Source organism: Demequina zhanjiangensis, from assembly GCF_030418315.1.
GTDB classification, from domain to species: domain Bacteria; phylum Actinomycetota; class Actinomycetes; order Actinomycetales; family Demequinaceae; genus Demequina; species Demequina zhanjiangensis.
Genome location: NZ_JAUHPV010000003.1, coordinates 256,682 through 268,054, shown reverse-complemented (window position 1 = coordinate 268,054; position 11,373 = coordinate 256,682). Strand labels below are relative to the sequence as shown.

At 67.6% G+C, this 11,373-nt stretch carries 11 protein-coding genes; 5 read left to right on the top strand and 6 right to left on the bottom strand.

Annotation, left to right across the window (positions count from 1 at the left end; all coding sequences use genetic code 11):
- The first annotated feature begins 89 nt into the window (after positions 1 to 89).
- The 3 genes from lipB to QQX04_RS06585 are packed head-to-tail and all read left to right on the top strand — an operon-like array spanning position 90 to position 2,575.
- Positions 90 to 797 (top strand): lipoyl(octanoyl) transferase LipB, encoded by a 708-nt coding sequence (gene lipB / locus QQX04_RS06595; protein ID WP_301127406.1) that lies wholly within the window; start codon positions 90 to 92, stop codon positions 795 to 797.
- Complete coding sequence (lipA, locus tag QQX04_RS06590; RefSeq protein ID WP_301127405.1) at positions 794 to 1,801, top strand: lipoyl synthase; 1,008 nt, start codon at positions 794 to 796, stop codon at positions 1,799 to 1,801. The genes lipB and lipA overlap by 4 nt, the downstream gene beginning before the upstream one ends.
- A 48-nt stretch (positions 1,802 to 1,849) precedes the next feature.
- Positions 1,850 to 2,575 (top strand): DUF4191 family protein, encoded by a 726-nt coding sequence (locus QQX04_RS06585; RefSeq protein WP_301127400.1) that lies wholly within the window; start codon positions 1,850 to 1,852, stop codon positions 2,573 to 2,575.
- A 105-nt stretch (positions 2,576 to 2,680) separates the two neighbouring features.
- Here the strand turns inward: QQX04_RS06585 and QQX04_RS06580 are convergent, their stop codons facing one another.
- Positions 2,681 to 3,109, bottom strand: a complete 429-nt coding sequence (locus tag QQX04_RS06580) for an RDD family protein (protein WP_301127398.1) — start codon at positions 3,107 to 3,109, stop codon at positions 2,681 to 2,683.
- Between the two features lie 166 nt (positions 3,110 to 3,275).
- Between QQX04_RS06580 and glnA the strand changes: the two genes are divergently transcribed.
- Entirely contained in the window at positions 3,276 to 4,709 is a 1,434-nt protein-coding gene (glnA, locus tag QQX04_RS06575) for a type I glutamate--ammonia ligase (RefSeq protein ID WP_301127396.1), read from the top strand.
- Positions 4,710 to 4,892: 183 nt separating this feature from the next.
- On the opposite strand, the gene QQX04_RS06570 is transcribed toward glnA, so the two are convergent.
- From QQX04_RS06570 to QQX04_RS06560, 3 genes are all read right to left on the bottom strand, one after another.
- Complete coding sequence (locus QQX04_RS06570; protein WP_301127394.1) at positions 4,893 to 5,939, bottom strand: S-layer homology domain-containing protein; 1,047 nt, start codon at positions 5,937 to 5,939, stop codon at positions 4,893 to 4,895.
- A gap of 8 nt (positions 5,940 to 5,947) precedes the next feature.
- Positions 5,948 to 6,850: an S-layer homology domain-containing protein gene (locus tag QQX04_RS06565; protein ID WP_301127696.1), complete on the bottom strand. Its 903-nt coding sequence runs from the start codon at positions 6,848 to 6,850 to the stop codon at positions 5,948 to 5,950.
- Between the two features lie 280 nt (positions 6,851 to 7,130).
- The gene (locus tag QQX04_RS06560; protein WP_301127392.1) at positions 7,131 to 8,366 is read right to left on the bottom strand and encodes an MFS transporter; all 1,236 of its coding nucleotides are present in this window, start codon (positions 8,364 to 8,366) and stop codon (positions 7,131 to 7,133) included.
- Positions 8,367 to 8,629: 263 nt separating this feature from the next.
- Here QQX04_RS06560 and QQX04_RS06555 point away from each other — a divergent pair, with 263 nt between their 5' ends.
- Complete coding sequence (locus QQX04_RS06555; protein ID WP_301127390.1) at positions 8,630 to 9,229, top strand: pentapeptide repeat-containing protein; 600 nt, start codon at positions 8,630 to 8,632, stop codon at positions 9,227 to 9,229.
- 5 nt (positions 9,230 to 9,234) lie between these two features.
- On the opposite strand, the gene QQX04_RS06550 is transcribed toward QQX04_RS06555, so the two are convergent.
- Both QQX04_RS06550 and prpB read right to left on the bottom strand, forming a co-directional pair.
- Positions 9,235 to 10,410, bottom strand: a complete 1,176-nt coding sequence (locus tag QQX04_RS06550) for a bifunctional 2-methylcitrate synthase/citrate synthase (RefSeq protein WP_301127389.1) — start codon at positions 10,408 to 10,410, stop codon at positions 9,235 to 9,237.
- Positions 10,411 to 10,467: 57 nt separating this feature from the next.
- Positions 10,468 to 11,370, bottom strand: coding sequence for a methylisocitrate lyase (prpB, locus tag QQX04_RS06545; protein ID WP_301127387.1), 903 nt, complete (start codon positions 11,368 to 11,370; stop codon positions 10,468 to 10,470).
- Between the last annotated feature and the right edge of the window lie 3 nt (positions 11,371 to 11,373).

The following is an 11,373-nucleotide window of genomic DNA, read 5'->3' as shown; positions in this document are numbered from 1 at the left end:
GATGGCAGGAGAACGTGGCGTTTCACGTTCTCATTCCCGCTATTTGACATGGCACCGGGTGGCGGCTCAGATCGGGTTAGCCTTGAGCCGTGGACACACTGGACCTGCTCCCCGAGGGCCCTCTCGAGTACCGCCGCATCTGGGATCGCCAACGCGAGATCCACGGCGAGATCGTGGCCGGCACACGCGGCGACACGCTGGTGCTCGTCGAGCACGAGAGCGTGTACACCGCAGGCAAGCGCACGGCCACGTGGGACCGACCTCTGGACGGCACACCCGTCGTCGACGTGGATCGCGGAGGCAAGATCACCTGGCACGGACCCGGCCAGCTGGTCGGCTACCCGATCATGAGGCTCGCCGAGCCTGTCGACGTGGTCAAGTACGTCAGATGCCTCGAGCAGGCCATCATCGACGCCTGCGCCTCCTTCGGCATCCACACCATGCGCGTCGAAGGGCGCTCGGGAGTGTGGCTGCCCGCCACCGATGGCCGACGCGAGCGCAAGATCTGCGCGATCGGCGTGCGGGTAGCCAAAGGCGTCACCATGCACGGCTTCGCGCTCAACTGCGACCCCGACCTCGCCGAGTTCGACAGGATCGTGCCGTGCGGCATCTCGGATGCCGACGTGACCTCCCTGAGCGCCGAGCTGGGAAGAGACGTCCCCATCGCCGAGGCGGTGCCGCACGTGCTCGGCGCCCTCGACTCCGCTCTCGCCGACGTACGATGGACGCCTGCCGACACGGAGTCAGCCGCCCCCGGCGACGACGAGTCCGTCCCCCGACGCAAGGAGACCGTGTGACCCCCGCACCTGAGGGCCGCAAGATGCTGCGCATCGAGGCCCGCAACGCCGAGACCCCTATCGAGCGCAAGCCGGAGTGGATCCGCACCAAGGCCACCATGGGCCCGGAGTACAACGAGCTGAAGTCGCTCGTGAAGGGCGGCGGACTTCACACCGTGTGCGAGGAGGCCGGCTGCCCCAACATCTTCGAATGCTGGGAGGACCGCGAGGCGACGTTCCTCATCGGCGGCGCGCAGTGCACCCGACGCTGTGACTTCTGCCAGATCGACACCGGCAAGCCGTCCGCGCTCGACCGCATGGAGCCGCTCAAGGTCGCGAAGTCGGTGCAGGAGATGGGCCTCAAGTACTCCACGGTCACGGGAGTCGCCCGCGACGACCTGGAGGACGGGGGCGCATGGCTGTACGCGGAGACCGTCCGCCAGATCCACGCGCTCAATCCCGGCACAGGCGTCGAGCTGCTGATCCCCGACTTCAACGCCGAGCCGGACCAGCTCGCCGAGGTGTTCTCGTCGCGCCCCGAGGTGCTCGCCCACAACGTCGAGACCGTGCCCCGCATCTTCAAGCGGATCCGCCCCGCGTTCCGCTACGAGCGCTCGCTCGAGGTGCTGACGCGGGCGCAGGCGGACGGCTTCGTCACCAAGTCCAACCTCATCCTGGGCATGGGCGAGACCATGGACGAGGTCATGCAGGCGCTTCAGGATCTGCACGACGCCGGGTGCGACCTCATCACCATCACGCAGTACCTCCGCCCGAGCCCGCGGCACCACCCCGTGGAGAGGTGGGTTCGCCCTGAGGAGTTCGTCGACCTCTCTGAGGCCGCTGAGGAGATGGGGTTCCTGGGAGTCATGTCGGGCCCGCTGGTGCGTTCGTCCTACAGGGCCGGACGTCTGTGGGGCCAGGCGATGACCCGCAAGGGCCGCCCGATCCCGGCCGCGTTGAGCCACCTCGGCGAGCCGATGGAGGCACGCCAGGAGGCGGCCTCGCTGCTGTCCCGGACCCGCTGAGGGCTGCGGGAGGCGAGGGCCTCTCGACCTACTAGACTTGGCCGCATCATGGCGAAGAACGAAGCACCCCAGAAGAAGCAGCGCTGGTACCACCTGATCGCCCAGGCGTACAGGTTCACCAAGCCTCACGACAGCGCGCTCGTGCCGCTGCTGATCCTGATCCCGGTCATCATCCTCGGCGCGTCGGCCGTCGCAGGCCTGCTGTTCGGCAGCACGGTCGCTCTCGTCTATGCGCTCATCCTCGGTGTGCTGCTCGCGGTCCTGGGCGACATGTTCCTGCTCACGCGCAGGTTCGAGAAGGTCGCCTTCGAGCGCATGGAGGGCCAGATGGGTGGCTCGCTGTACGTCGCGCAGTCGATCCGACGCGGATGGCAGTTCGAGGAGAACCCGATCGCCGTCGACCAGCGAGGCACCGCGATCGTCTTCTACGGCGTCGGCAACGGCGGCATCGTGCTCCTCGCTGAGGGCTCGGGCGTACGCAAGCATGTCGACAAGGTGAAGGCGCGCCTCGCCAAGGTCGCGTCCGGCGTGAAGGTCACTCCCATCTACGTCGGCACCGCGGACGGACAGGTGCCCGTGAAGCAGCTGCCGAAGGCGATTCGCAAGGTGAAGTCGGAGGCGTACGGCCGCGGACTCACCAAGGGCCTCAACAAGGATGAGCAGCAGGCGGTCCGCGCACGGCTGCGCGCCATGGGCGGTGCCCAGCTCCCCATGCCGAAGGGCGTGGACCCGCTGCGCGCCGGCAAGGACTTCAAGGGGTCGCGCGGCCGTTGAGCCGGCTCCCCGCTGCATGAGGCCCGTCACCCTGCTGGGTGGCGGGCTTCGTCGCTTCTCGACGGCTGTTCGCCGCGGAATGGGCTCGTGCTGACCGTCGCGAGGTCAGCCGCGGACCGAGACGAGCTGAGTCCGCGCCACAGCGTCGTGATACCCGCGCCCCGTGGGATCCGTGAGGATCGCGGGGAGCACCAGAGCCGTGAGCGCCGTTCGGACGGCAGCGCGCGCGAATCCGACGGTGGGAGCACCGTCCTCGCGCACGACCTTCATGCCGAGCACCCGATGACCGATCGTGGTGCCGAGAGTAGCGACGAGGATCAGGTGCTGACCGGCCCACACCGCCACGGTCCCCCACTGGTTTCCCGCGAACAGCACGCGCTCCACCGCGGAGAGGCTGTCCACATCGAGGCCTGGCGCCCTCAGGAAGGCGGAGGTCACGAGAAGCGAGAGCGTCCAGTCGATCGCGAGGCCCCCCGCTCGCCGCAGGATCGAGGGGGACTCCATTGCCTCGGACGGGCGCTCTGCGGTAGGCATGAGCACAAGGTTAGGCGATGCGGAGGGGCGCCAGGTCCCCTCCGCATACGTCGATTTCACACCGACGTAACACGCATGTAACAAAAGTTGAACGCAGGGGCAACAGCGTGGCTCTAGGGTGTGAGGTGCTAGTCCTAGCAACCTGTCTCTCCTAAGGAGCAATCGGATGTTCAGTACCGCCGAAGAGGCGATTGCGTTCGTCAAGGAGGAGGGCGTCGAGTTCGTCGACATCCGCTTCTGCGACCTGCCCGGCCAGATGCAGCATTTCAACATTCCTGCATCGCAGTTCACTGAGGACGTCTTCACTGATGGCGCCATGTTCGACGGTTCGTCGATCCGTGGCTTCCAGGCCATCAACGAGTCCGACATGAAGCTGCTTCCGGATGTCGCGACCGCGTTCGTCGACCCTTTCCGCGCCGCCAAGACGCTCGTCATCAACTTCTCGATCGTGGACCCGTTCACGAACGAGCCCTACTCGCGTGACCCGCGCAACGTCGCGACCAAGGCCATCGAGTACCTGAAGTCGACCGGCATCGGCGACACCGCGTTCTTCGCCCCCGAGGCCGAGTTCTTCATCTTCGACTCGGTGCGCTACGACACCAACCAGCACGAGGGCTACTACCACATCGAGTCCTCCGAGGCCTGGTGGAACACCGGCGCCGAGACCAACGCTGACGGCTCGCCCAACCTGGGCTACAAGACCCGCTACAAGGGCGGCTACTTCCCCGTCTCCCCCGGCGACCAGATGGCGGACCTCCGCGACGAGATGGTCAAGGTCCTCGAGGAGGTCGGCCTGTCCGTCGAGCGTGCGCACCACGAGGTGGGCACCGCCGGCCAGCAGGAGATCAACTACCGCTTCAACACCATGCTCCACGCTGGTGACGACCTGATGAAGTTCAAGTACGTCATCAAGAACGTCGCCTGGAAGCACGGCAAGACGGTCACCTTCATGCCCAAGCCTCTCTTCGGGGACAACGGTTCCGGCATGCACGTGCACCAGTCGGTGTGGAAGGACGGCGAGCCGCTGTTCTACGACGAGAACGGCTACGGCGGTCTCTCGGACATCGCCCGCTGGTACATCGGTGGAATCCTCAAGCACGCTCCGTCGCTGCTCGCCTTCACCAACCCGACCGTCAACTCGTACCACCGCCTCGTGCCGGGCTACGAGGCACCGGTCAACCTGGTGTACTCGGCCCGTAACCGTTCGGCTGCGGTCCGCATCCCGATCACCGGTTCGAACCCGAAGGCCAAGCGCATCGAGTTCCGCGCCCCCGACTCGTCGGGTAACCCGTACCTCGCGTTCGCGGCGCTGCTCATGGCGGGCATCGACGGCATCCGCAACAAGATCGAGCCGCCGGCCCCGGTCGACAAGGACCTGTACGAGCTGCCCCCGGAGGAGCACGCTCTCATCCCGCAGGTGCCGGACTCGCTGGACAAGGTGCTCGACACCCTCGAGGCGGACCACGCGTTCCTCACCGAGGGCGGCGTGTTCACCCCGGACCTGATCGCCGAGTGGATCGACTACAAGCGTTCCGCTGAGATCGACCAGCTGCGCTTCCGTCCGCACCCGCACGAGTTCGAGCTCTACTACGACGTGTGATCGTCGCGTAGACGCCTAGCGAAGGGGCCGTCCCGGCCGGATCACTCCGGTCGAGGGCGGCCCCTTCGCCGTGCCACTGGCAGGTCCTGCCCCGCACGCGTCGACGCCGACCGTCAGGACGCTCGGAGATGCGTGAAGGCCCGCCTCCCTGGGGAGGCGGGCCTTCAGGCGTCCATGGAGCCGCTAGGCGCTGCACGTGCGGTTGCTGCCGAGAGCGACCTCGATCTCGCGCTTCACCGAGACTGTTCCGATCAGCAGACTCGCGTCAAGCAGGTCTCCGTGGTCCCCGTCCCACTCTTCCCACTCGTACCCGAGCCACTCGTCGACGACGAGGGTCGAGGGAGACCAGACTCCATCTGAGTCCTGGAGGAACACGTGCGCGTCTGATCGGACCTCCGTCGTCAGCGCAAAGCTGTTCCACGCCGGGTTCCAGTGGTAGACCTTCAGCGCGAAGGTGCACTGGCCATCCTGAGGCTCCCCGAACTGCACGCGAGCCCAGGCTTCGAGCTCCGTCGCGTACTTGTAGAGGAAGACAGCCATCTGGCCCCGCGTGATGCTCGCAGTGGGCGCGAACCGAGAGCCGTCGCCCACCCCCGAGGTGATGCCCGACTGCGAGAGCCACATGATGTGCTTGTAGTAGGGGTGGCTCGTCGGGACATCCGAGAAGGGCGACTTCGCCGGCGGGCTGTAACTCGGCGAACCGTAGAGCTTGTAGAGGAACACCGCCATCTGGCCGCGTGACACCGACTCCCCTGGCGAGAAGTAGCGACCCCCCTTGGTGCCCGAAGTCACGCCCTCGTTGCTGAGCCACGCCACGTGAGAGCCGTAGAAGGCGCTCCACGGGACATCGAGGAAGGGTCCTGCGCTGCTGTTGACGCCGGGATCGAGCACAGGACCAGACGGCATCAGGAGCCGGTTGGATCCGAGCTGGGAGAGCCCCATGAGCATCACAGCCATCTGACCGCGCGTCACCGTGGAGTTCGGCGCGAACCTGGAGCCATCTCCGACACCGGAGACGATCCCCTTCTGCTGGAGCCAGGTGATGTGCGTGTGGTATGGGTGGTTCGACGGCACGTCGGAGAAGGCTGCGGATGCCGGCGCGGCGGCGAGGGTGACCCCCGCCGCCGCGACGAGCGCGGTCACGAGTGCGGCGATCGAGCGCCGCCAGACCGGGACCGAGCGAGCAGTCCGCACGCCTTCAGGCTGGTGTGAGAGGGCCTGAGGAAGCATGCTCATCCTTACGGGCAGGTGACGTTGCTGCCGAGCAGGGTGTCGATGTACCACCAGTCCTCGTCGCCGTAGTCGACGCTGGCCTGGGCCAGGGTGATCTCGTCTCCCGGCCACGCGGGCGCGAGGTCCTCGACGAGCGCGGTGCCGTTCCACGGCCTCGTGTCGTCGATCCACTCGGCGTAGTAGAGCTCGCCTTCGTACAGGTCGTTCCACTCCATGCGGACGCGCATCGCCTCGTCGCCCACGTTGTGGAAGGTGACATAGACCGGGCAGTAGCCCTCGCTGTCGGGGGCGAGCATCTTGATCTCAGCCCACGGCGCGTACGAGTGGTACAGCTTGAACAGGAACGCGGACATCTGGCCGCGGGTGACCGAGTCGGTGGCTCCGTAGTCGCCGTTGGCGTAGCCGTAGGTCACGCCCGAGTCAGCGAGCCACGAGATGTGTCGGAAGTAGGCGTGAGACTTGGGAACGTCTCCGAAGGTCGCAGACGACGGCGTCACGTAGCCCGACGGCGACATGTACTTGTAGAGGAAGACCGCCATCTGCCCACGGGTCACCTTCGCCTCGGGCGCGAACCGCGAGCCGTCGCCCACACCCGACGTGATGCCGGTGGAGGCGAGCCACGTGATGTGCTTGTAGAACGTGTTGCTCGTCGAGACATCCGTGAACGGCGACTTCGACGGAGGCGTGTAGGAGGGCGAGCCTGCGAGCTTGTAGAGGAACACCGCCATCTGTCCGCGGGTGATCGCGTCGCTCGGCCCGAAGGTGCCGTTCGCGTAGCCGCTGGCGATGTCGTTGTTCGCGAGCCACATGATGTGGCGGTAGAAGGTGTTGCTCGCGGGCACGTCGCTGAACCCGCCGGACGGCGCTACCGCAGTCGCTGCGGTGCCGGTGAACATCACGCCCACCATGGCAAGCACTGCCGCTCCGAGGCGCGCAGCTACGCGCCAGCTCTTCTTCTGTGATGCGCTGCGAGCGTGCACTCGAGTCACCTGGTCCCCTCGTGATGATGAACCTGGCCCGGAAGCCCCCAAAGGCCAGGCGGCTCCTCCTCGCACTTGTTCGCGAAACATAGAGGATCCGGGCACAACATACTCCTCAATCGGCCCGGCGACGAGGGACGCAAGTCGTCGATATCCAAATGTGATTCTCGTCTCTCCGCCAGCACGGGGACGCATCACCGGGTGCTCCTCAGGACTGCCCCGGGGAGGCCTTCGGGGCCGAGGCCGCGAGCTGAGCCGGCACCCGTGCGACCGGTGAGAGGACGAAGATGACCAGGGCCGCGACGACCACCAGAAGGAGCGCCTGCCGGATCTGCATGGCCTCGGCCAGGAGACCGATGAGGAGGGGCGTGATCAGGCCTCCGGCCGTGGCGAACACGTTGACGGCGGCGACCCTGGACGTGGCGTCCGTGCGCTCGTCGGCTGCGGCCGAGAGCGCGACGGGGAACGAGAACGCGGTGCCCACGCCCCACACCAGCAGGGCGACGATGACGAGCCACCACGCCGGGGAGAATGCGAAGCCGAGCGCGCCGAGCGCGATCAGCAGCGCCGACACGCGCAGCGTGGTCACCCTGCCGAGCCGCGCCAGTCCGGGCACCCCGATCACGCGCGTGATGCTCTGGGCCAGGATCACGCCGGCGTACGTCAGTCCCGCGACGGCTTCGGTGCGTGAGTAGTCGTCGACGATGGCGAGCGGGATCCAGTTGCCTGCGGCGGCTTCCGTCGTGAACGCGCAGAGGAGGATGAGGCCGAGAGCGAGCGTGCGGCGCTCCCGCACCGCGTTCTTGATCCCGCCGAAGAAGTCTCGCGGCTCACCGCCCTGGGCAGACGCGTCGGGCATTCCGTCGAGGAAGGCGCCGCGCGACACCGCGAGGAAGGCTGTGCCGACCACGATCCCGTTCAGCGTGAAGTGCCAGGCGACCGGGACTCCGGCGAAGGAGTAGCCGGCGCCGAGGCCCAGCCCCGCGAGCATCGACAGGGAGAAGGCCGCATGGAACTGTGACAGGATCGGGCGATCGACGACACGCTCGAGAGTCGCAGCCTCGGCGCTGAGGATCGCCATGAAGATCTCGAAGATCCCGAGCGCGGCGAAGAGTCCGGCGGCGTACAGGATCGGCTGCGAGAGCGCCGTCGCGAGAGCCATCGTGAGCAGTCCGGTGATGGATCCGACGGTGCAGGAGCGGACCACCCTCAGGGCGCCGAAGCGCGCGACCAGTCCCCCGGTGAACGCGAATGCGACGATGCCGCCGAGCGCGCCGGTGAGGAGCACTGTGCCGAACTCGGCGGGTGAGACCTGGAGGTCGTCGCGGATGCTCGGCGTGCGCGAGACGAGCGATCCGGCGAGGATGCCCACGCCCGAGAAGAGCACGACCAGGCTGACGCGGGCACGCCTCACTCGCGCTGCAGGTACCTCTGAATCGCTCATGTGGTCCGCCTCTGTCGCAGACGAGCATCTCCCGGGGCCCCACGCCGAGCCCGATCCTCGTGCACCGCCGCTCCCCGCCGGCCGACCCCCCGATGCACTACCCCCGATGCGGTCGATGATAGGCGCGCGGAGGCCTCCCCGCGTGGCACCGGATGCCCCCTGGGCTGCGCCACGGCGCGACGCTCCCCGATCACCACCAGACTTGATAGCGTCGTCCCTGGCAGAGAAGACGGAGATGCCCCACTCGCCCTCAAGGAGCCCCCATGTCCCCGAGCCCCGACCGTCCGCCGAGCTTCTGGAGCCGCAACAGGGACGAGCTGATCATGCAGGCGATCGGTGGCCTCCTGCTCGCCGCGCTCGTGTCGCTCGCGATCTCGTGGATCGACTACAACCGCGACGTGCAACGAGCGGCGCGCGACGAGTCGCTCAGCAACTCGCTGTTCGTCCGTCAGGCGGTCATGAGCGAGCGCGAGCTCCTCCCGTTCTCGTCGCTCTATCTCGACTCGGCGCAGCTGAGCGGCCTCGCCCTCGCTGGCGCTGACTTCTCCGATGCGGTCCTGGTCGGAGCCGAGCTGAAGCGGACAGACCTCACGGGCGCCACGCTCGACGAAGCCGACCTCACCGGCGCTGATCTCTCCCATGCCGTGCTCGCCGGTGCGAGCCTCGCCGAGGCGGACCTCTCCGACGCGGACCTCACGGGCACGGATCTCACGGGCGCTGACCTCACGTCGACGACGCTGACGGGCGCCTACTTCGCCGACGACGCCCCGCCTGCGGGGGTCGACATCGACGCCTTGGGCATCAGCGCCAAGGACGTGGACGAGGCTGACGCGGACGACGATGACGACCCCGAGGACGACTGATCGCCCTAGCCGGCCAGCTCCTCGCGACGCGTCATCGCCTCCCTCGCAGCCTTGTCGGCCACATAGCCGTCGATGTGGCGCTCTGCGACCCCGTCGTACGCGCTCAACGGCCGGATGAGCGAGTTGTCGGCGAGCTGCTCCTGGATGTGGGCCGTCCACCCGGCCACACGGGACGCCACGAAGATCGGCGTGAACACGTCGGTGTCGAAGTCCAGGAGGTGGTAGGCGGGCCCTGACGGGAAGTCGAGGTTCGGGTAGATCCCCTTGCGGGACACGAACTCGGATTCGAGCGCCGCGTACATCTCTGCGATGTCGGCGCGGCCGTAGTGATCCACCAAGGTGTCCAACGCCGCCTTCATGGTGGGCACGCGCGAGTCGCCGCGCTTGTAGACGCGATGGCCGAAGCCCATGATCTTCCGCTTGTGCTCGAGCGCGTCCTCGAGCCAGGGCACGACGTTCGCGGGCGCGCCGATCTCGTCGAACGTGCGCATGACGGCCTCATTGGCCCCGCCATGCAACGGACCCTTGAGCGCGCCGATCGCCGCGACCACGGCGCTGTAGTAGTCGGAGAGCGTGGAGGTCACGACCCGCGCCGTGAACGTCGACGCGTTGAAGGAGTGCTCTGCATACAGGGTCATGGAGACGTCGAAGGCCTTGCGTGCCACCTCGTCGGGCTCCTCGCCGAAGGTCATCCACAGGAAGTTGGCCGAGTAGCCGAGGTCGTTCCGGGGCGCGATGGGCTCGAGCCCCCGATGCCTGCGCTGGATGTGGGCGACGACGGTGGGCAGCTTCGCGAACAGGGCGAGCGCCTTGGCGCTCACGGCCTCCGGCTCGTTGTTCCACGCGTCGGCGTCGTCGGCGCCGAGCACGCTCACCGCGGTACGCACCACGTCCATGGGGTGTGCGGCCTCGGACAGGCCGTCGATGACGGCGACGACGGCAGGGTCGAGCGCGCGCTGGACGCGTTCCCGTCGCATGAAGTCCTTCAGCTGGACCTTCGACGGCAGGTCGCCGTGCCACAGCAGGTACACGACGGATTCGAACGGCTGGGTGGAGGCGAGCTCCTGCACGGGGTACCCGCGGTACAGCAGGCTGTTCGTCTCGACGTTGACCTTGGAGACCGCGGTACGGTCCGCGGTCACTCCTGCCAGGCCCTTCTTGATCTCGATGGTGTCGCCCATGGTCACTCCTTTGTGATGGCGGGGATTGCGGCACTCGTCGGTGCGTGGGTGGGTGGGTCAGTCCTTGCGGACCTCGAAGTTGAAGACGTCGCTGTCGAAGCGGTCGTAGCCGCGGTAGTCGAGCAGGTCGTACAGATCGGCCCTGTGCTGCATGGAGCCGAGCTCGGACGTGAGGCTGCCCTCGGCGTTGAGGGTGTCGAGTCCGCGCTCGGCGGCTCCCATGGCGAGCCGCAGGAGCGACACGGGCCAGATGACGATGTTGACGCCGACGTCTCGGAGCGGGTCGACGCTGAAGAGCTCGGACTTCCCGAACTCCGTCATGTTCGCGAGGATCGGCACGTCGACGGCGGATCGGACGGCCTCGAACTCTCGGAGGGTGGCCATCGCCTCAGGGAAGAGGGCGTCGGCGCCCGCGTCGGCGAGCGCCTTCGCGCGGCTGATCGCGGGCTCGAGGCCTTCCACGCCGCGGATGTCGGTGCGGGCCATGATCAGCAGGTTCGGGTCCCTTCTGGCGTCGACGGCCGCGCGGATCCGACGCAGCGCTGTGCCCTCATCGACGACCTCCTTGCCGTCGAGGTGACCGCAGCGCTTCGGGTTGACCTGGTCCTCGAGGTGCAGGCCCGCGACTCCCGCGTCCTCCATCTCCTGGACGGTGCGGGCGACGTTCATCGGCTCCCCGAAGCCCGTGTCGGCGTCGACGAGAGCGGGCAGCTCAGTGGTGCGCGCGATCTGTCGCGCCCTTCCGGCAACCTCCGTGAGCGTCGTGAGCCCGATGTCCGGCAGGCCGAGGTCGGCGGAGAGCACGGCGCCCGAGATGTAGACGCCGTCGAAGCCCTTGCGCTCGATCAGGCGCGCTGACAGCGGGTTGAAGGCCCCGGGCATGCGGAGCAGCTCGCCCGAGGCGAGTCGGTCACGGAACGCGCGGCGCTTGCCCTCCGGCGTCGTGGCGGCGTACAGCATCGT

Excerpts from the sequence above, each read along its gene's own strand:
- QQX04_RS06580 (WP_301127398.1), bottom strand. The coding sequence starts at position 3,109 with ATGCCTACCGCAGAGCGCCCGTCCGAGGCAATGGAGTCCCCCTCGATC.
- QQX04_RS06585 (WP_301127400.1), top strand. The coding sequence starts at position 1,850 with ATGGCGAAGAACGAAGCACCCCAGAAGAAGCAGCGCTGGTACCACCTG.
- glnA (WP_301127396.1), top strand. The coding sequence starts at position 3,276 with ATGTTCAGTACCGCCGAAGAGGCGATTGCGTTCGTCAAGGAGGAGGGC.
- QQX04_RS06555 (WP_301127390.1), top strand. The coding sequence starts at position 8,630 with ATGTCCCCGAGCCCCGACCGTCCGCCGAGCTTCTGGAGCCGCAACAGG.
- QQX04_RS06570 (WP_301127394.1), bottom strand. The coding sequence starts at position 5,939 with ATGCTTCCTCAGGCCCTCTCACACCAGCCTGAAGGCGTGCGGACTGCT.
- prpB (WP_301127387.1), bottom strand. The coding sequence starts at position 11,370 with ATGCTGTACGCCGCCACGACGCCGGAGGGCAAGCGCCGCGCGTTCCGT.
- QQX04_RS06550 (WP_301127389.1), bottom strand. The coding sequence starts at position 10,410 with ATGGGCGACACCATCGAGATCAAGAAGGGCCTGGCAGGAGTGACCGCG.
- QQX04_RS06560 (WP_301127392.1), bottom strand. The coding sequence starts at position 8,366 with ATGAGCGATTCAGAGGTACCTGCAGCGCGAGTGAGGCGTGCCCGCGTC.
- QQX04_RS06565 (WP_301127696.1), bottom strand. The coding sequence starts at position 6,850 with ATGGTGGGCGTGATGTTCACCGGCACCGCAGCGACTGCGGTAGCGCCG.